Raw genomic sequence first — 19,334 nt, 5'->3', positions numbered from 1 at the left:
AGGCACTCGAGCGGCGCGTCAAGGCGCTGAAAGACGCGGGCTCCGGCGTCGGCTGGGTCGAGAATGAACTCGGCCATGGCCCGGCCTACCAGTTCCACGATCCCGACGGCCATCTCGTCGAGATCTATTACGAGACCGAATGGTATGAGGCGCCGCCCGAATTGAAGCCGGCATTGAAGAACCAGGCGCAGCGTTTCCCGGCGCGCGGCGTCAATGTCCGCCGCCTCGATCACCTCAATTGTCTCGCCGTCGACATCAAGGCCAATCGGATTTTCTTCGAGGAATATCTGGGCTGCTGCCTGACCGAGCAGATCATCCTCAACGACGGCACGGAAGCGGCGATGTGGATGACAATGACGAACAAAAGCTACGATTTCGCCTATTCGCACGATCACTCCGGCACGCCCGGCCGCTTCCATCACCTCACCTACGCGCTCGACAGCCGCGAGGATGTCTTGCGCGCGGCCGATATTTTTCTGGAGAACGGCGTCTTCATCGAGACCGGCCCGCACAAGCACGCGATCCAGCAGACCTTTTTCCTCTACGTCTATGAACCTGGCGGCAACCGGGTTGAGGTCGCCAATGCCGGCGCGCGCCTGATCCTGGCGCCGGACTGGAAACCGATCGTGTGGACCGAGGAGGAGCGCAAGAAGGGGCAGGCGTGGGGGCTGAAGACGATCGAGTCATTCCATACCCACGGCACGCCGCCGGTTAAGGGCAGGTAGCCTTGATCTACAGGCCATGACTGGCGCGGTCAGAACGGCTCCGCCAGCTTCCCGGAGAACGCGGCGGCTGCTATCATCACAGAGTTCGAGACAGAGCGGGCCTTAAAAAGGGGCCCGCATCAAGAAAATCGGGAGGAGAATTTTATGAAACGCCGGTCTGCCATCGCTCTATTCTTCATGGGCCTCGCCGCGCTTTCCTGGTCACCGCAGGCGTCAAGCGAGACCGGATGGGTCACGCTGTTCGACGGCAAGAGCCTCGACAATTTCAACAAGATTGGCGACGCCAACTGGCGGGTCGAGGATGGCCTCATCGTTGCCGACAAGGGCAACGGTTTTCTCGTCAGCAAGAACGGCTACACCGATTTTCAGATCAGGGCCGAATTCTGGGTCGAGCCGGATTCCAACAGCGGCATCTACATTCGCTGCACCGATCCCGAGAAGCTTACCGCGGAAAATTGCTATGAGGTAAACATCTGGGACGCCCGCCCTGAGCCGAGCTACGGCACGGGCGCGATCGTCAACCTCGCCAAGGTCGATCCGATGCCGAAGGCCGCCGGTAAGTGGAACGTCTACGAGATCACGGCGAAAGGTTCGACCTTCACGGTAGTCCTGAACGGGCAAAAGACAGTGGATGGCGCGAACGACCCCAAACTTGCGAGCGGGCGGATCGGCCTTCAGCATGGCCTTGGCAACAAGGACGACAAGGGCGTCGCCAACGACAAGGGCGTGGTGAAATTCCGCAAAGTCGAGATCAGGCCGCTCTAGACTTGCCGCGACTGCTTACCATTCAAGAGCTCCGTGCACCGCAAGGTGCACGGAGCCCTTTTTTGCCCGGCATGAGGCGTCGATAGCGGAAACCATCGTCATTCGATCGTGTCGTTGACGCGGATCATGATGGTCGGCGGGACCGGCAGCTCCAACTCCCTTGCGGTTTTCAGATTGACGACGAGTTCGAACCTGGTCGGTTGCTCGACCGGGATATCGGCGGGCCGGGAGCCCTTGAGGATGAGGTCGACAAATTCTGCGCCGCGCCGCCATTGCGTGCCGTGATCGGTCCCGTAGGACATCAGGCCGCCGGCTTCGGCAAACTCGCGGTAGCCGTAGACGGCAGGTAACCGCAAGCGCGCGACGACCATCGCGATCTCACTACGCTGGCTGAGCGTAAGGGGATCCTCGAAGATCACAAGTGCGCCAACTCCTGCGGCTTTGGCGGCCAGAAGCTGCGGCTCGATTTCCTTTGCCGAGCGCACCTCGAACGGGCGCAGCCCGATTTTAGCGACCTCGGCCGCTGCCCCGAGTTCCTTGTAGGCCAGCGCGGCGTAGGGCGTGCCCGGATTGAACACGACGCCCACGACCGAAGCGGAAGGGGCGACTTCGCGCAACAATTGAAGACGGCTGCCCTGCAGATTGGACGCAAGGTCCGACAATCCCGTGACATTGCCTCCCGGCCGCGCCAGGCTTTCGACAACACCCGCGCCAACGGGATCGCCGACAGCCATGAAGACAACAGGGATGCCGCCCGCGGCCGCCGCTTTGGCGGCCTTCGCAGCCACAGTGCCAAATCCAGTGACGAGAACGTCGGGCTTCATGCCGACAAGCTCGGCGGCGAGAGCGGGCAGGAGCTCGGGCCGGCCGTCGGCCGAACGATATTCGAAATGCAAGCTTTTACCCTCGACGTAACCAAGCTCATTGAGGCGGCGCATGAAGCTTGCCATGAAGCTCATGCGATCCTCGCCTGGCAGCAGCGCCAGGTAACCAATGGTGACGGATTTCGCTCGTTGCGCATTGGCCGCAGTCGCGCCGAGGAGTGCGGCGCCCGCAAGCGATTTGATCAACGAGCGGCGGTCGGTCATGCGATTTCCTGGCTGCCCTTCCTGCCGGCGACGACGGATGGCAGCGCGTCGCCGCGTTGGTCGCACAGCAGTTCTCACGCCGCTTGGCGTCGGCTCATCAAAGCACATGCGCTGGCGGGCGACCAGCGGTCGAACCAGCGCGCATGGGTGACTGGTGAAGAAGGAGAAGCCAAAGCCGGTTCGGATCAAGCCGCCGACCGGGGCGGAATCTCGGCAGGCATGGCGACCACCTCATTAGGGTGAGAGCCATCCCTGCCGGAATCAGCTAGCGAGACCAATCCTTGGATGCGTAAGGACGGCAGCCGGCAGCAGAAGGACTGCAGGCGTAGTCACCCCAGGGACTGCTCGCATAGTAGCCGCCAGCCCAGCCGGGACCTGCGTAAGGGCCGGGACCTGCGTAAGCGTAAGGGCCGCCAAAAGGTGCGGTAGCGGTGGCCACAGCGGTGCCAACCGCGCCGGCCGCCAGCCCAACGCCCGCCGCTACTCCGGCGCCCACGACACCTCCACGGGGGCCGTATGCGGCGCGCCGGTAGTGTCGACGCGAGACACCCGCAGCACTCGCTGCGGTCGCCGGGTGACCGACGCGCGCTTGGGCGCTCTCAATCGACAGCGCGACGCCGCGTTGTTCGGACCAGCCGACGGAGAGCAGTACCGTACCCGCGAACGCCGCGGTCGCAATCGCAATTTTTCCAACAGTCGTCTGTTTCACATCTTTTCTCCTCTACAAGCTGCCCCCTGTTGCAGACAGCGACGACGCCTCTCGGCAATTAGCGCTTCCCGTGCTGCGCCGCGGCCGGCCGACATTGAGTGCTCCGTAGTCCACAGGTCTGTAGTCGGAGCATCTACTTTAATGTTCGGGGTCGGATTCGTTCCGGCATGGACCACATGCGCGTGCCGCAGGTCATCAGGAGAATGAGTTCCCGGTAAGTGGCCGAAGTAAACCCGCTGGTTCCTGCAGCAGAAAAAGCCGCACCGCCCTAGGACCGTTGAGGCTCAGGCGCCAGAATGGTGCGCGCGGTCTGAAGGCCACTTGCCAGCGCCGCTTCAACCGTACCCATGTCCCGCCCGTGGTAGAGCGCTTCGCCGGAAAAGAAAACCGGTCGGCCGGCTGAACTGGCGAGCGCAGATTGTGCGCGGCGGGTTTCGAGCGTGACGTAGGAATAGGCTCCGCGCGCGAACGGGTCGCGAGCCCAGTTGATGGCCCGCGCCGCCACCAGATTGCGCATCAGCTCTTTGCGATCGAGGTCGAAAATTTTGGCGAGCGATGCGAGCCCCGCTTCGATCAGTCCATGCTCGTCAAGATGCGCCATCGCTTCGGTTTTCGGACCCGCAAACCAACCCGTGAGCACGGGGAAGTCAGCAGGCTGCTGGGTCCACCAGACCGGTATCTTTGCATCCGAAAGCAGGAATGTCAGATCGCCAAGATCCTTCACCTTGTCGAGCCACCAACGGGTCTCGAAGCGCAGCAGGATCTTGATGACGTTGCCGATGCCGATCTTCGCGGCGGTTGCCGCGACCTTTTCGCGTTCCGGCGGAGGAAGCACGATCCCTCTAAGGAGAGGAACAGGCATCGTGAGGATTACGGCATCGCATGTATGAGCATCGCGGTTGGTGCAGACGACGACAGGGCTGCCTCCATTGCTCGTTTCGATGGCGCTCACAGCTGCGTCGAGGTGGATCGTGACGCCAGTTTTGCGACATTCCGAAATCAAAAAATCGATGACGGCGCCGTACCCGCCGGCGATGCGGGCCTGCGTGCTCCGTTCTCCACCCATCCACTCGTCGCGAAGTGCAAATGTGCTGGCCCGTTCCGGATCGGCAGCGTCGTAGCCCTCGACCATCCGCTCGATGGATTGCCGCAGTCTTTCGTAGCGGGGACCCGCGAAATGCTCTCTCAGGAATTCGGCGACGGGCAGGTCCTCCCTAAGTTTTCGGAGTGCCTTGTGAAGCTCCGGCTCATTTGAAGCCAGGGTACCCCTGGAGAACTTCCCCCTTTCCACTGTCCACCGCGTCCCTTTGATCGGCAGCAGCGAAAGTCCCGCCTCGCTCAATAAACGATGCGTGACAGGCGCTTCACCATGCACGAACTCGGCGCCCCCTGCCGCCGGATATCCGAACTCCGCGGCCGGGAGCGAATTGATGCGCCCACCGCATCTGCCACGCGCTTCCAGGATCGTCACCCTTCTGCCCGCGCGTCCGAGATCGCGAGCGGCCATCAGGCCCGCGGCGCCGGCGCCGACGACGAGGATGTGGTCCATATCGGGGCGATCCATGCGGAGGCTCAACTAGCAGTCGGATGTCGAGGCGCGTTCTCGATCCGATAGCGCAGCAGCATCGCTCCGCCTTCCATCGCTTGGCTGCTCTCCAGCGTCATCGCGGTGACGGGGGCGCGGTGGTCGCCCTCGGCCTCCGTTGAGTCAAAAACGTTCGGCGCTCCCTTCGCGCCGTCCACGGCCGGGGAAACGATCAGATATAGTTCGTCGACAAGACCCGCCCGCAGAAACGCTCCGTTCGCGCCACCCCCGCCTTCGAGCAGCAATCGGCACACGCCAAGTTCGCGATTGAGGATCTCCAGTGTCAACGCGAGATCCAATTCGGACTTCCCGGCGAAAAAATAAGACACGCCCTCGCTGCGCAGGCCCGCCAGATGTGCGTCCGACACCGTCTCGGAAAGCACGACAACGATCGGATCGCCGCCGATGTCGGAACGGTTCCAGGCGATCTTGCCACGGGTGTCGAGTACGACGCCGTACGCCTTCGCATCGCGCTGTGCAAACCATGGCTCGCGCGGAAAGGTCTCCTTCGTCGAAACGGGATAGGCTTTGCCTTTCGCAAACTCCTGGCCGGTCACGCGGCCGATAAGCCAGGCGTCGCCGCCGAGTTCGTCGTGCACTCGTTCGAACTGGTCACCGGCTGCTCTCTTGGGGCGCCATCGACTTGGGAGCGTCCGGCCATCGACGCTGCAAGCCATGAGGCAAATGACGTGCGGTTTCATGCGAAATCTTCTCCAAGCATCTGAGCCCAAGCCCGGCGATCGCTCGTCATCGATATCGTTCTCGCTGACCTTCTTCAACCGAATCAACTTATTTTCGTTCGACCGCCGTGTCGCGAAGATCGAGAAAATGTGTCCGCTGAAGCCAGGGAAGGGAGGGTCTCCGCCCGACGGCCCCACCGCTGGGCCAGCGCCGCGCAGACCATCAGCTGGATCTGATGGAAGAGCATCAGAGGCAGGATCGCCGCGCCCACGGCGCGCGAAGCAAACATCACTTTCGCCATGGTGACGCCCTGAGTGAGGCTCTTCTTCGAGCCACAGAAGACGATGGTCACCCGGTCGGCGCGTTCGAAGCCCAGCCATTTGCTCAGCAGGGCGGTAGTGATCAGCGCAGCGGCGAGAAGGATGCCATCGGCGACGAACAGCCCGGCCAGCGCCGAAGGCGGAATCTGATGCCACAGTCCTTCAACGACTGCCTCGCTCAAAGCCGAATAGACGATGAGCAGGATTGAGCCCCGGTCGACCCCGCCTGCGACGCTCTCATGTCGCTCGATCCATCCACCGGTCAGCGGCTGCAGCAGTTGCCCGCAAACAAAGGGCACGAAAAGCTGCAATACGATTTCCCCGACGGTGCGCCAGGCCGACCCCGATGCGATATGGCTTGAAAGTACGAGGCTCGCCGCCAGCGGCGTGATGAAGATGCCGACGATGCTGGAGGCCGAGGCGCTGCAAATCGCCGCCGGTACGTTGCCCTTCGCGATCGCCGTGAAGGCGATTGAGGATTGAACCGTGGACGGCAGGGTGCACAGGAACAAGATGCCGGCGAAGAGCGTGGGCGTCACGAGCGGCGAGAGCAGCGGTTTGAGCGCCAGGCCGAACAGCGGAAACAGGACGAATGTCGTCAGCAGCACCAGAACGTGCAGCCGCCAGTTGCCTGCCGCCGCGATCACTGCTTGGCGCGACAGCTTTGCCCCATGCAGGAAAAACAAGAGGGCGATAGCGATATTGGTGAGATAATCAACGATCACGGCCGCTGCGCCGCGGCATGGCAGGAGGCTTGCCATAACGAGCGTCCCGATCAGTGCCAGGGTAAAGTTGTCAGGCAGGAACTTGAGTCGTGACATGGCCGGCGATCTGGTTCATTCGGGCAATTCGCAAAACATTCGCCAGCGCGTCGGGCCGGTAAAATCGGCAAGCCTCACTTTCGGTGGACGACGTATACGGCCAAACGTCGGCACCGCGCAGTCTCGAAAGTGCCTGAACGCAAACTCAGCGATACCCCTTTTTCTCAGGCAACTGGTCTCGGCTTACGCCTTCCGAATTTTTCGCTGCACCGGAAACATCCCCCAGTGAGAGCAACTGATCCATACGTCGTAATTGACTGCGATTGTTGATGCACTGGTCGTCATCGTTGTCTCCTTCATTGTGCGAACAATTGTTGAGATAAGAGACGACCAGGCCGTCGCCATTAAAAATCTGTTCAGAGACCAGCTATCGCGAGAACAAAACGACGTTGACGCGCGATGGCACGATTTCCGACTCTGGATTGGGTCCAGCCTGGATCAGGCCATCATGACGCATCGAGATTACCGAAAACGGAGAAGCGGCCGCGCGGTCAAACAAGGTCTGAAGCTTTGGATGAAGCCCCTCACCACGCGAGGTCGCGAAACCGCTGAATTGACGGAAGGAGGTCGCTATTGCTTCCGGCTCAGTTGAACGTGTTTCGGCGGGCGAAGTCGTCGGAAACGTCTCCGGGAGCGAAGTCGCCGCCCGGGTCGAAACCGTAGGCGCCGTAAACCGACCTGTAGTCGAATTTTCTCACATGCTGGGAGGCGTAGCGATGGTGACCGCCGCGTTGCATTGCCAGCGCCGGCGTTGCGGCCAACAGCGAGAGGGTGGCTGCTGCAATCAATGTGAGGTTCATGGCCTTTTTCCTTTCAACGGGCGAACGGACGATGACGGCATTCCTTTGCGATTGCCTGCGTCATCTGCCGAATTGTTGCTTCTTGTGCAGCTGAGATAGGGATGCATTTCGCTGACACGACTAAATTTGGTGTTAGAAGAGCCGTTGCTCTTCAAGGGGGCGTGAACGATCAGCAATGGAAAAAATTCTGCGGCAACGTCCGAGCAGGAGTCCGTTTCGCTGGCGGGGTCGATCCAGGAGGCGGGAGTGCCGTCTGTAAGCCCGCCCGGCTTGGTGCGGCGTGACGATGGCGATGCACGCCAAATTGATCGAGCGTGACTATCGGAGCATCGATTTCCTCGAAAAACGCAAAGATCATGCAAAAGAAAGCGGGATTATCGGGCTTCTACAGGAGGCCTATTTGCATTGGCATTGCAGGCCGGCGTTGCCGAAGTATCGATTTTGCCGGCGCCATCGAGAGATGGAGGTGTTTGATGTCAAAGTTCCTCGCGATCATACGGCCGCAGGCGAGACGGTCCGGCGTGACCGTGGGCGAAGGGCACTGGCATTGAAAGACGATCCATGAACGCGAGGCACCAGTCAGAGCATCGATAAGGAAAACTAAAATGAATGTTCAGAGCAAGCCGAATGTCGGCGCGGCACAACGTCATCTTCCCTTCGAATCCGTGGCCTTGGTCTTGCAGGGTGGCGGTGCGCTCGGCGCGTATCAGGCGGGCGTCTATGAAGCGCTTGCCGAGGCGGGCATTCAACCCGATTGGGTCTCCGGCGTATCCATCGGGGCGATCAACGCCGCCATCATCGCCGGCAATGCGCCGAATGACCGGGTCGATCGGCTGCGCACGTTTTGGGCCGACATCACGTCCGGCGGACCATGGCCCTTGTTCAACGACCCATTCGCTCTTCCGCGGGGCGACGCCATGCGCAACCTTCTCAATCAGATGAGCGCCGGCCTGGCGGTGGCGAGCGGAGCAAGCGGCTTCTTCGCTGTGCGGCCGCTCGTGCCCTGGCTGCATCCGGCCGGAACCATCGAGGCCACGAGCTTCTACGATACCGCCGCGCTCAAGCGCACGCTGGAGCGGCTGGTCGATTTCGATCGCCTCAATGCCGGCATGACCCGATTGAGCGTCGGGGCGGTCAATGTAAGGACGGGCAATTTCGTCTATTTCGACAGCGCCGACGATACCATCCGGCCCGAGCACGTGATGGCGAGCGGCGCGTTGCCACCGGGCTTTGCGGCCGTCGAGATCGACGGCGAGCACTACTGGGACGGCGCGCTGGTGTCGAACACGCCGCTGCAATGGGTGGTCGAGAGCCGGCCGCGCCGCGACACCCTGGCCTTCCAGGTCGACCTGTGGAGTGCGCGCGGCGAGTTGCCGCGCCACATGCTCGAAGTCATGACTCGCGAAAAAGAGATCCGCTATTCGAGCCGCACCCGCGCCGGCACCGATCAGTTCAAGCATGTGCAGCGGTTGCAGCACGCCGTGGCGGGGCTCATCGACAAACTGCCGGACGAATTGAAGAACAGCGCCGAGGCGAAGCTGTTGAGCACGGTCGCGCATCGCAAGGTCTACAGCATCGTTCATCTGATCTATCGCGCCAGGAATTACGAGGGCCATTCCAAGGACTACGAGTTCTCGCGGCTGAGCATGAAGGAGCATTGGCGCGCCGGCTACCACGACGCGCGGCGCACATTGCGTCACCCCGAGGTTCTGGAGCGTCCGGACGGGGAAGGCGTACGCACCTTCGACCTCGTTCACGATGGTCGCGATTGAAGCGGCCATCGGCGATGGCCGGCTACGCAAAAGTCGATTGAAGGGGATGCTGTCGATATCAGTTGAGCGGCAAGGCCAGGTCAATTTGCAGCGCCTTTACGTCGCTTTGGCGGATGCCGCAGAAAATCGACGAGTGCATTCAGCGCGGGACGCGGCTGACGGCTGCCCGGCTAATAAAGAAAAAAGCCGTCAATCGGCGGTGGCGCCCAATCATCCAGGACGGTAACCAGCCGTCCGGCTGCAAGATCCCGCGCCACGTACGGAATTGGTAGCTGCACGATTCCGGCTCCATCGCGAACCGCCTCATGCGCGATGCGCATCCCGTTCAGGATCAGCCGCCCCTCGACCTGAACCTCCATCGGCCTTTGCTTGTGTCGAAATGTCCACGGAAAGAGCGCTCCGCTGGGGAAGCGAAATCGAATGCAATCGTGCGCAACGAGGTCGCGAGGAGTCTGTGGCTTTCCCTTGGTTGCGAAGTAAGCGGGAGAACCGACGACCACGACGGGCATTTCATCGCTGATCCGCACGGCAATCATGTCGCGCGCGAGACGTTCTCCGGGCCTAATTCCGGCATCGAAACGAGCGGCGACAATGTCGGTCAAACCGCTGTCTTCATTTATCTCCAGGGAAATTTCCGGGTAAAGCGCCAGAAAGCGCGAGATTGCCGGCGCAAGCAACAGATCGGCGGCCGGAGGCGCCACGTTAAGGCGCAGTACGCCAGCGGGTTTGCCGCGGAGTTCCTTGGTCGAGTTAAGCGCGGATTCGTAGTCGGCAACGACCACACGCAGCCGCTCGAACAGACGCTCTCCGGCGGTCGTAGGCGCCACCGAGCGCGTCGTACGCTCGATCAGGCGAACACCCAACGAATCCTCCATCTGGCGCACCAGTTCACTTACCCGTGCCGGTGAGAGCCCGAGCAGCTTGGCAGCCTTGCTGAAGCTCTTCTGCTCCAGCACCGCGAGAAAAACGTTCGTTTCGGCAAAACCGGGACTCGGCATGACGTTACCTATTATTCGATCATTCGACATAGTGCGTTCGGATTATTCCATCTTATCGGCGCGCCCCCTGCAGGTCCATTTAACGGGCAACGAAAGGAGCCGCCTACGAACAAGGTACCGATCATCCGGTCCAGCATTTTCAGTGAGGATTCGAAGTCGCTGCGGCTGGCCCACGAATTTCTGGCACACTATCCGCATAGTTCGGCCGTCGAGCGGGTGCTCACGCCGGCGTCGATGCCTCATTTGACTGCCGAGGTCTATCGGGCGATGGGCAAACCGGAATCCGAATTGATACGCTGAGCCACTGCGAAAAATTCGGACGGCGCGATGTCAAGCCTTACCCAGCACGATCTCATTCCGCCGTTCGGCTGAAACGGCTCCGTCAAGCACCTCAGAAAGGCACACGCGAATGTACCATCGCCTGCTGATGAAAGCATGGATTGCAGCGGTTGCCAGCGCGGTTGCGGCGCCGGCGCTGGCGGCCGGGAGTGACGTCGTTCACTATCCCAAGCCCGAAGCCTGTCAGAGCGCGGATACCGCAGAGCACTATAGTGTAGGCATTCCGGCCCCGCGCGTGCGCAGCTTTACCAACGCGCCATGGGCGAATCCGATTCGGCCAAATGATTTACGAGGAGAGTTTCGTCATGAGTAAGCCTTTGATCATGTGCGCTGCGATCAGCATCTGGCTTTCGACAGCGGCCCTCGACAGGGCCTACGCCATCGGAACCTTCCGGCTCGAAGGGCCATGGCCGAGTTTGAACGCGCAGGGCAAGGCGAATGGCGTGGGGGATTTCGACGGGTGCAGCCATGAGCCGTTGCGTCACGCGCCGCTCCACAGGCATCCGCACCAAAGTTGTTTCGGAGGACCGGACCGTCTATGAATCGTCGGCATGATGCCATTCGATATCCCTTGCTGAGCGCAGAGACCCATGCGCGCCTACGTTCTGCAGCATTATGGCGGTCCAGAAGGCTCGGTGTTGATGGATGTCCCGGTATCGGTGCCGAGGCCGCGCGATCTTCTCGTTGAAGTACGGGCGGCGGGCCTGAACCCGGTAGATTTCAAGTTCCGACAGGGGAAGCTGCGTGCAATCATGCGGCCAAAGCTTCCGTTTGTGCTTGGCAACGAACTCGCGGGCAAAGTCATTGCCGTTGGCAGCGAAGTCAAACGGTTCCACGTCGGTGACCGTGTGTTCGCCCGGGTTGCGAAGGATCGTGCAGGCGCATTCGCCGAGCAGGCCTGCGTCGATGAGGATCTCGCCGCGCATATGCACGGCGATCTGGATTTCCCGGCGGCCGCGGCGGTACCGCTGGCGGGGCTGACGGCCCTGCAGGCATTGAGGGACGAACTCGATGTCAAACCAGGGCAGAAGGTGTTCATTTCAGGCGGCGCCGGAGGGGTCGGCACCTTTGCAATTCAGATTGCCAAATGGCTGGGCGCCCATGTCACAACAACGGCTTCGAAGCGCGGTGACGCGTTGGTGCGCTCGCTCGGCTGCGATGAGGTGATAGATTATACGGCTCAGGACATATCCAAAACGGACGGCGGATTTGATGCAGGGTTTGACCTGATCGGCGGCCAAACCCTGAACCAAATGTTTGAGCTAATGAAGCCGGGAACGAAGATCGTCTCGGTAGCCGCACTTCCGGAGCCGCAAACGGCGATCGACCTCGGCGGCAGCCGGGCTCTTGCCGCCCTGTTCTGGACTATCAGCTACGGCATCAGATCGCGGGCTCGACGTGCCGGGATCGGCTATCGATACCTCTTCATGCATCCAAGCGGCAGCGACCTCGCTCTGCTTGCCGGACTCATCGAACAGGGAAAACTGAAGGTTATCCTCGACAGGACATATCCGTTTGCGAGAATTCCCGAGGCTCTGGCCTACCTCGAAGGTGGACACGCCAAAGGCAAAGTCGTGGTTGCGATGAGTTGATGAAGCTTTCTCGATGGCGCCGACCGGGCCGGCGCAGCTGGTCAACCCGCGGGCCGACTCTCAATGCCTGTCCGGCTCAAGCAAATTCCATGGCACTTTACGGCAAGCCGCGCGCCTCTATTTGGCTGATGAGTTGATAGGTTCGTTCGGCGAGGCTCTTGCCCGAGCCGTGGAGGTCAAACACCGCGGCGGGAGTCTCGCGATCCATCAGCTCTGCAATGCGCGGGCAATGTCCGGTGGCGCAAAGTCGCTGCCTGAGCTGCTCGGCTTCCGCGATCAGGCGCGGTGGATCTGCAGCCGACCAGGCGAGCACGATCGGCGCGTCTACCTCGAGGATGCCGGGGAAGGCCGAGCGGTCGCCATATTTGCTGACATCCGCACCGAAATAGGATCGCTCGTCATCGTTGCCCTCCTTGCCAGGGTGATAAATTCCCGACAGCAGTACCGCAGCGGCGACATCGGAATCGGCCACCTGCAATTCCTTGTGCGCAAGAAAACTCGCAAGGTGGAATGCCCCGACGGAATAGCCGATGGCAATGATCTCGCGCGCGTCCCCGCCGAACAGGTCGATGTTCTGATGGATCCATGACACCGCCGCGGCAACGTCCTTGGCGCCCGACGGCCATGGATAGGCGGGCGCACGTCGATAGCTCATGCTGACGCCAACCATGCCGTTGCGCGCGGCAAGGCACATCGCCTGGTCCCGCACCGCCCAATCGGTCGATGTTCCCTCGTTCGTGAAACTTTCTCCGGCGATGAACAGCAGCACGGGGAGTGACGCCGCACCCCGGTCGCCGCGAGTTGCGACATCGAGCAGATTCTGGCTGCTGTCGGTGTATTTCAGGCCCCGCGACAGCGACAAGCCGGAGCAAGGATCTTCGCCGGGGTTGCTCGAGGCACTGGTATCCTCGACCAATCCGGCCTCCATCAGGTCTGGAGCGCCATGCGGCCGTTCGGGCTGGATGCCACGCCCTGAGAGCGCGGCTATCACCAGCAAGAGACAGGTTGAAAGGCCTTTTATCATCATGGAACCATGCCGCTAAGCGATTGAGGATCGGTCTGCGGTTTGGCAATTTCACGGCAGCTCTGGACCAGCGTGTTTCTTGTCGGCGCAGCGCTGATTGCCGGACCCGGGATCTGCCTGCGACGCCGAAGCGGGCGTTTGGGAGACCATGATCGGCCTCAATTGATGTAGACCGTGTACGGCGGTGTGCAAGGCTCCCTGCTGGGGGCCCACCGGCGTCTGCGAGCACGACAATCGAGGATGAGAGCTTGCGCTGAGCGTGTGTTGCGAGCATATGGCCACATCTTCGAGTTGGGGCCGTTTCTCTTGGGCGCGTGCCTCACGTTGCATAATGGAATCCGGCCTGCTGCAGCTCCAGGATCGTCGCCGCGACGCCAGGGGTAAGCACCGCTCCGTCGATAAGGTGGTTGGTCAGCTCGGCGGCTATCGCCTCGTGCGATTTGTGATCCGGGTTTTTGTCTGCTTCGATGAGTTTTGCAGTCAGCTCCCAGATCGCATTATGGCAGGCGAGGAAGACCGCGCCGCGCTCCTGCAACGCGGGGATCGTGTTTCCGGCCGGCTCGAACATGCTCCCGGGATTCTCATGTTGCGCAAAATCAGCGGGCGCTGCCTTGGGCACGATCAAGTATTGGTCGTGAACTTGGCGCGTGCAAATGCTGCAAGTTCGTACTTGTCCCACATTGGCTGGTCGAACAGGGCAAGATGGGCCGTGCCGTGGGTCGCGGAAACCGCGAGAAAATCCTGATGCCCGAACGAGAAGATCTGGGCGTTGAGCGCGTTGCGCATCAGGTTGAGCCAAGGGCCTGCGATGTCGGTACTGTCCCATACCTGCCTGCGATCGCCCCGGTAGGCGATGATATCCTTGAGCGCTTCATCGTCCCAGAAATCGGGATGCTGGAGAACCATCGGTACTGTCCTGAAATCGCGCCGGCGAGGCGCACGCAGGCGATCTGAGAGCTCGGAAAGCTTCCGGGCTCCCGGCGCGATCATTGGCTTGCTGGTGGCTGCAGCTGAGCGGCCAGCAGCCGACGCGGCGACACCGGCCATCAGTGATCCAAAACCGAAAAGAGTGGAGCGCCTCAACTTGTCAATCGCCATGCGCTTCTCCGAGATAGTGTATGCGGCACCAACGGAGCTTCAGCAAGCCGGCCCCAGTTGTTCATCGGCGGCAACTCGACCGGAATTGTCAAACTAGCGGCCGACCATCGATTGGCGGCGGCCGGCCGCGCCCAAGTCGATCGCGGGGGAGGAGGGGAAAATCGACCCCGGAAGTTCGATGACAGAAATTTGGCGTTCGTGTCCGTATTTCTCAATGCAACAGAGATTAGCCCAATTACTTCATGGGTTGAGCGAAACTATACCCAGGTATGGCTCGCCGGCCGTCGCACGTCAGAGGTAGGGGCGGGTGGCGCTGTCCGGCAGCACCGGGATAGCAAACATCAGCCATTTACGATTGCTCTCCTGACGACCTTTGAAGCGATCAACGCATTTCCTCGAACAGAGAGCCGTTCGCCAGGAGTAGTGTCGAACAAGACCGAACCTTCCGTCACAAACGGTGCAACGCTGGGCACGTTGGACGACCTGTGAATTGCTCTGCATCTCTGGCTCCTCTCGCTGTCGCTTGAGACCTGATTATTTCCTCTTCCTGGTCGAAGCCGCCTCGTACCTCGCCGAGGGAGGACTTTCGTTTGCGGTGCCTTCGAACCAAACACCGGCGCTTTCAAAATCACTACACTTAGCCTAAGCGCGGACAGGGAGTGTCTCAATTACACGGAAGTGTTGCCGATGCAGCCATATGGTGGGACAGACTATCCTTTGGTTTCGCTATCGCCTTCGCTGTTCCGTCATCGCGTCAGCTCAATCAATCACACGGTCAGGCCCGCAAGCGTCATCAAGCCGCGAAACAGGCTTGCCACGACGCCCAGAGTGAGAACGCTCATCGCCCAGATGAGAACGAGCCAGCCGGAGCGGCGAAGCTGCAGCTGCAATGTGCCCTTCTTGGACATCAATGATAACCCTCGCCTGCTTTGACTTTCCCGCGGAACACGTAATAGGACATCGCGGTGTAGCCGAGTATGAATGGTATGACGAAGAGTGCGCCGACCAGTGTGAAACCCATGCTTTGCGGGGGCCCCGCGGCTTCGCGGATCGAGATCGCCGGCGGAATGATGTTCGGCCACAGACTGATCGCAAGGCCGGTGTAGCCCAGGAACAGCAGAAACAACGCGAGGCCAAACGGCGCAGCGTGGGTTTCCTGTCTGATGACGCGTTGAATGGCAATGGTCGTGACCACCACGAGAACGGGCACCGGCGAGAACAGGAGTATGTTGGGAAATGAAAACCATCGCGCCGAAACCTCCGGATGGTCGGCCGGCGTCCAAAGGCTCACGACGGCAATCGCGGCCAGGACGACAAGCGTTATCGGACGCGTTATCGATTTGAAACGATGCTGAAGCGCACCCTCGGTCTTCATGATCAGCCAGGTGCTGCCAAGCAGGGCATATGCCGCGATGAGACCGGCGCCGGTAAAGAGACTGAATGGCGTGAGCCAATCGAGGCTGCCGCCGTCGTAGGCATTGGCCGACACCGTGAAGCCATTGATGAAAGCGCCCAGCGCAACGCCTTGCGAAAACGTCGCGAGGTAGGACCCTGAGGCAAACGCCTTGTCCCAAAGCGGCCTGTGGGTCTCGTCCGCCTTGAAGCGGAATTCAAAAGCGACGCCGCGCAGGATCAAGCCCACCAGCATGAAAAACAGGGGGATGTAGAGGGCGCTTAGCAGGACCGAATAGGCGAGCGGGAAAGCGCCCATCAGGGCCGCACCGCCGAGCACCAGCCAGGTCTCATTGCCATCCCAGACCGGCGCGACCGTGTTCACCATCGTATCGCGATCGACGCGATCGCGAATGAACGGGAACAGGATGCCAATCCCCAGATCGAAGCCGTCCATCACGACATACATCATCAGGCCGAACGCAATGATAAGCGCCCAGATGACCGGAAGATCGATTCCCATCGTTGCTATCTCCTGTTGTTGCCTAGGCGTCCAGGGGGTCGGCAACCGCCGACAGCGGACGCGCTGGTCGGCCGGTCTCCGGGGGTGGCGCAGGAAAATGCCCACCGAATTGTTCCGGGCCTCTTGCTGCCAGCTTCATGAGGTAGCGGATCCCGGTTCCGAAGACGGCCGTATACAGAACCATGAACAGGACCAGCGTCGCTGACAGCTCGAGCGCGGAATGATTGGACACCGCGTCCTTTGTCCGCATCACGCCGTAGACGACCCAGGGCTGGCGGCCAATCTCGGTCGTGAGCCAGCCGGCGAGGATCGCGATCAGGCCTGCCGGTCCCATCATCAAGGCGAAACGCTGAAAGTTCCTGGATTCGAACAGAACTCCTCGCCATCGCGCCCAAGCGCTTAAGACCCCAAGCAGGGCAATCAGGAAACCAAGTCCCACCATGATCCGGAAAGTCCAGAACACGATCGTGGAGTCCGGCCGATCCTGGGGCGCAAAATCCTTCAATCCGGCGATCTGGCCGTTCCAGCTATGGGTCAGGATCAGGCTGCCCAGATGCGGCACTTCGACCGCATAGCGCGTCTTCTCGGCGGCCATGTCGGGCCAGCCGAACAGGATCAGCGGCACATTCTCGCCGGGTTTGTTCGCCCAGTGACCTTCGATCGCGGCGATCTTTGCTGGCTGATGCTCGCGCGTCACCAGTCCATGGGCGTCGCCAATTGCGATTTGCAGTGGCGCGACGATAAGGACAAGCCACATCGCCATCGAGAACATCGTGCGCACGGCAGGTGTGTTGCGACCCTTGAGCAGGTGCCATGCGCCGGACGCTCCGACAAATAATGCGGTGGCGAGATAGGCGGCCACCGTCATATGTGCCAGGCGATAGGGAAACGAAGGATTGAAGATCACTTTCAGCCAGTCCACGGGCACCACGCGTCCGTTGATGACTTCGAAACCCTGCGGTGTCTGCATCCAGCTGTTGGAGGCCAGAATCCAGGTCGCCGAGATGAGCGTGCCGGCCGCGACCATCACCGTGGAAAAGAAATGCAGGCCCGGGCCGACCTTGTTCCATCCAAACAGCATGACGCCCAGAAAGCCTGCTTCCAGAAAGAACGCGGTCAGCACCTCATAGCTGAGGAGTGGGCCGGTAATGCTTCCCGCAAAATTGGAGTAGTGGCTCCAGTTGGTGCCGAATTGATAGGCCATGACCAGGCCAGACACGACGCCCATGGCGAAAGTCACGGCAAAAATGTGCGACCAGAAGTGATAGAGTTCGACGTAGACGGCGTCCTTCTTCAAGAGCCACAGGCCCTCGAGTACCGCCAGATAGCTCGCAAGCCCGATCGTGATCGCCGGGAAAATGATGTGAAACGATATCGTGAATCCGAACTGGATTCGCGCAAGTTCAAGTGCTGTCAGCCCAAACATAAATCCTCACATTGTTCAGCAGGTGTCCCCGATTTACGCAGCCTTCGCAATCGGCCAGCTCAACCGCACACGAACGTCGCGCAAGGCATCGACCAGATGCGCCATGTGCTCGTCGGTGTGGAAGGGCGAGGGCGTGATGCGCAGCCGCTCCAGGCCGCGCGGCACCGTGGGATAGTTGATCGGCTGGATGTAGATGCCGTGCTCCGAAAGAAGCAGCTCGCTCGTAAGCCTGCACTGGTGCGCATCGCCGATCATCACGGGGAGTATGTGGCTGGCGCTATCGAGCACCGGCATCCCGGCCGCCGCCAGCATCGATTTTAGTTTTGCAACGTTGCGCTGCTGCGTGATCCGTCGCTCCGGATGGTCCTTGAGGTAGCGCACGGCGGCCAGTGCGCCGGCGGCGAGGTGAGGGGAAAGAGAGGTCGTGAAGATGAAGCTTTCGGCAAAGCTGCGAATGACGTCCATTAGGAGAGCGGGGCCGGTGACATAGCCGCCCATGACGCCAAAAGCCTTCGCAAGTGTTCCCTCGATCAAGGTCACGCGATGGGTCACGCCATCGCGTTCGGCAATGCCGCCGCCGCGCGGGCCGTACAGGCCGACTGCGTGGACCTCGTCGAGGTAGGTGATTGCGCCGTGTTTTTCCGCAACATCGCAGATTGCCGCTATCGGCGCGATGTCCCCGTCCATGCTGTAGACGCTTTCGAACGCAACGATCTTCGGGCGCGCGGGGTCGACCGAACTCATCATCTCGTCGAGATGCGCGACATCGTTATGGCGGAATATGAAGCGCTCCGCGCCGGAACGGCGGATGCCTTCGATCATGGAATTGTGGTTGAGGGCGTCGGAAAAGACCGCGCAGCGTGGCAGCAGGCGCCCGAGCGTACCGAGGGCGGCGAGGTTCGATACCCACCCCGATGTGAAGATCAGCGCAGCTTCCTTGCAGTGCAGATCGGCAAGCTCGGTCTCGAGTTGCACGTGCGCCAGGTTGGTTCCGGAAATATTGCGAGTCCCGCCGGTGCCCGCACCCGAGCGTTCGATCGTTCGATGCATGGCCGCCAGCACGTCCGGGTGCTGACCCATGCCGAGATAGTCATTGCTGCACCACACCGTCACGCGACTGCTCGAACCATCGGGGTGGTGCCATAAAGCCATAGGAAATTCTCCGGCGATCCGCTCCAGCTGTATGAACGAGCGGTAGCGGCCATCCCGCTTCATCTCGGCAATCAGTTGCGCAAACGTCTCGCTGAAATCGAACGCTCCAGTCATTTCCTTTTCCCTGCCTTTCGGGTCAAACTCGCAACTGATATCTGGCCGCTGCGTCGGACTGGCAACGAGTGATGATTGCCACCGCACAAGGCGATCGGGCGAATCTGAAATGAGGCGTCTTGTGCATCGATCGGTGGCTGCGGGCCACCCGATCCAGGCTCACGGAAGGGGTCGGGTGAATTTGAAATGTGCTGCCGCGCAACGAACTACGTCAGGTGCTTTCACGGTCCAGCCGAACAGGAGTCCGCAATGCTGACCAGCGCCCAAAGAATTCGAAGCAAAACAACGCGTCGTCGAACTTTCTTCCGAAGTTCGGCAAATGTCGTTGCAATCTCATGCGCAGCCGTCACGGCGCTGCTGCTCGCCGCCGGTCCCCATATCTCGTGGGCGCAGACTAACGATGCGCTAGT

Annotated in this window: 21 protein-coding genes; 7 read left to right on the top strand and 14 right to left on the bottom strand. The window is 60.8% G+C overall.

From position 1 onward, the window contains the following. Together VNX23_RS26200 and VNX23_RS26195 are read left to right on the top strand one after the other, a co-directional pair. A partial coding sequence (locus tag VNX23_RS26200; protein ID WP_325634471.1) for a VOC family protein occupies positions 1–725 on the top strand: 725 nt, incomplete at its 5' end. Between the two features lie 144 nt (positions 726–869). Then, on the top strand, positions 870–1,490 hold the full coding sequence (locus tag VNX23_RS26195) for a DUF1080 domain-containing protein (protein WP_325634470.1): 621 nt from the start codon (positions 870–872) through the stop codon (positions 1,488–1,490). 98 nt (positions 1,491–1,588) lie between these two features. Here the strand turns inward: VNX23_RS26195 and VNX23_RS26190 are convergent, their stop codons facing one another. The 5 genes from VNX23_RS26190 to VNX23_RS26170 form a co-directional block, all read right to left on the bottom strand. Next, positions 1,589–2,578, bottom strand: a complete 990-nt coding sequence (locus tag VNX23_RS26190) for an ABC transporter substrate-binding protein (RefSeq protein WP_325634469.1) — start codon at positions 2,576–2,578, stop codon at positions 1,589–1,591. A 265-nt stretch (positions 2,579–2,843) separates the two neighbouring features. Continuing rightward, on the bottom strand, positions 2,844–3,287 hold the full coding sequence (locus tag VNX23_RS26185) for a hypothetical protein (RefSeq protein ID WP_325634468.1): 444 nt from the start codon (positions 3,285–3,287) through the stop codon (positions 2,844–2,846). A 268-nt stretch (positions 3,288–3,555) separates the two neighbouring features. Beyond that, positions 3,556–4,851: an NAD(P)/FAD-dependent oxidoreductase gene (locus VNX23_RS26180; protein WP_325634467.1), complete on the bottom strand. Its 1,296-nt coding sequence runs from the start codon at positions 4,849–4,851 to the stop codon at positions 3,556–3,558. Between the two features lie 8 nt (positions 4,852–4,859). Further along, positions 4,860–5,573: a dihydrofolate reductase family protein gene (locus tag VNX23_RS26175; protein ID WP_325634466.1), complete on the bottom strand. Its 714-nt coding sequence runs from the start codon at positions 5,571–5,573 to the stop codon at positions 4,860–4,862. Positions 5,574–5,656: 83 nt separating this feature from the next. Then, positions 5,657–6,694: a bile acid:sodium symporter family protein gene (locus tag VNX23_RS26170; RefSeq protein ID WP_325634465.1), complete on the bottom strand. Its 1,038-nt coding sequence runs from the start codon at positions 6,692–6,694 to the stop codon at positions 5,657–5,659. A 253-nt stretch (positions 6,695–6,947) separates the two neighbouring features. On the opposite strand from VNX23_RS26170, the gene VNX23_RS26165 reads away from it, so the two are divergent. Beyond that, positions 6,948–7,286, top strand: coding sequence for a hypothetical protein (locus VNX23_RS26165; RefSeq protein ID WP_325634464.1), 339 nt, complete (start codon positions 6,948–6,950; stop codon positions 7,284–7,286). On the opposite strand, the gene VNX23_RS26160 is transcribed toward VNX23_RS26165, so the two are convergent. Then, positions 7,279–7,494 carry a hypothetical protein gene (locus VNX23_RS26160; protein WP_325634463.1) on the bottom strand — a complete coding sequence of 72 codons (216 nt, stop codon included), beginning with the start codon at positions 7,492–7,494 and terminating at the stop codon, positions 7,279–7,281. The two genes, VNX23_RS26165 and VNX23_RS26160, sit on opposite strands and share 8 nt — an antisense overlap. A 286-nt stretch (positions 7,495–7,780) precedes the next feature. On the opposite strand from VNX23_RS26160, the gene VNX23_RS26155 reads away from it, so the two are divergent. Together VNX23_RS26155 and VNX23_RS26150 are read left to right on the top strand one after the other, a co-directional pair. Further along, a complete protein-coding gene (locus VNX23_RS26155; RefSeq protein ID WP_325634462.1) occupies positions 7,781–8,059 on the top strand; it encodes a hypothetical protein in 279 nt (92 codons plus the stop codon). Positions 8,060–8,099: 40 nt separating this feature from the next. Then, positions 8,100–9,266 (top strand): patatin-like phospholipase family protein, encoded by a 1,167-nt coding sequence (locus tag VNX23_RS26150; RefSeq protein ID WP_325634461.1) that lies wholly within the window; start codon positions 8,100–8,102, stop codon positions 9,264–9,266. 170 nt (positions 9,267–9,436) lie between these two features. Here VNX23_RS26150 and VNX23_RS26145 read toward each other — a convergent pair whose 3' ends face one another. After that, positions 9,437–10,264: a LysR family transcriptional regulator gene (locus VNX23_RS26145; protein WP_325634460.1), complete on the bottom strand. Its 828-nt coding sequence runs from the start codon at positions 10,262–10,264 to the stop codon at positions 9,437–9,439. A 644-nt stretch (positions 10,265–10,908) separates the two neighbouring features. On the opposite strand from VNX23_RS26145, the gene VNX23_RS26140 reads away from it, so the two are divergent. Beyond that, complete coding sequence (locus VNX23_RS26140) at positions 10,909–11,145, top strand: hypothetical protein (RefSeq protein ID WP_325634459.1); 237 nt, start codon at positions 10,909–10,911, stop codon at positions 11,143–11,145. A 48-nt stretch (positions 11,146–11,193) separates the two neighbouring features. Continuing rightward, positions 11,194–12,195 (top strand): NADP-dependent oxidoreductase, encoded by a 1,002-nt coding sequence (locus VNX23_RS26135; protein ID WP_325634458.1) that lies wholly within the window; start codon positions 11,194–11,196, stop codon positions 12,193–12,195. Positions 12,196–12,292: 97 nt separating this feature from the next. Here VNX23_RS26135 and VNX23_RS26130 read toward each other — a convergent pair whose 3' ends face one another. The 7 genes from VNX23_RS26130 to hemA all read right to left on the bottom strand — a co-directional run bounded on the left by VNX23_RS26130 (position 12,293) and on the right by hemA (position 18,924). Next, positions 12,293–13,222 (bottom strand): alpha/beta hydrolase, encoded by a 930-nt coding sequence (locus VNX23_RS26130; protein WP_325634457.1) that lies wholly within the window; start codon positions 13,220–13,222, stop codon positions 12,293–12,295. A 316-nt stretch (positions 13,223–13,538) separates the two neighbouring features. Further along, on the bottom strand, positions 13,539–13,838 hold the full coding sequence (locus VNX23_RS26125) for a hypothetical protein (protein ID WP_325634456.1): 300 nt from the start codon (positions 13,836–13,838) through the stop codon (positions 13,539–13,541). Between the two features lie 2 nt (positions 13,839–13,840). Beyond that, positions 13,841–14,125, bottom strand: a complete 285-nt coding sequence (locus VNX23_RS26120) for a hypothetical protein (protein ID WP_325634455.1) — start codon at positions 14,123–14,125, stop codon at positions 13,841–13,843. 959 nt (positions 14,126–15,084) lie between these two features. After that, the gene (locus VNX23_RS26115) at positions 15,085–15,225 is read right to left on the bottom strand and encodes a DUF2474 domain-containing protein (protein ID WP_325634454.1); all 141 of its coding nucleotides are present in this window, start codon (positions 15,223–15,225) and stop codon (positions 15,085–15,087) included. Then, positions 15,225–16,232: a cytochrome d ubiquinol oxidase subunit II gene (gene cydB, locus VNX23_RS26110; RefSeq protein WP_325634453.1), complete on the bottom strand. Its 1,008-nt coding sequence runs from the start codon at positions 16,230–16,232 to the stop codon at positions 15,225–15,227. The genes VNX23_RS26115 and cydB overlap by 1 nt, the downstream gene beginning before the upstream one ends. A gap of 22 nt (positions 16,233–16,254) precedes the next feature. Beyond that, on the bottom strand, positions 16,255–17,658 hold the full coding sequence (locus tag VNX23_RS26105) for a cytochrome ubiquinol oxidase subunit I (RefSeq protein WP_325634452.1): 1,404 nt from the start codon (positions 17,656–17,658) through the stop codon (positions 16,255–16,257). Positions 17,659–17,691: 33 nt separating this feature from the next. Further along, positions 17,692–18,924 carry a 5-aminolevulinate synthase gene (hemA, locus tag VNX23_RS26100; RefSeq protein ID WP_325634451.1) on the bottom strand — a complete coding sequence of 411 codons (1,233 nt, stop codon included), beginning with the start codon at positions 18,922–18,924 and terminating at the stop codon, positions 17,692–17,694. Between the last annotated feature and the right edge of the window lie 410 nt (positions 18,925–19,334).

Source organism: Bradyrhizobium sp. (assembly GCF_035570375.1).
In the GTDB taxonomy this organism is placed as follows: Bacteria; Pseudomonadota; Alphaproteobacteria; order Rhizobiales; family Xanthobacteraceae; genus Bradyrhizobium.
The sequence above is the reverse complement of the archived record's forward strand: the minus strand, read 5'-3'. Positions and strand labels throughout refer to the sequence as shown.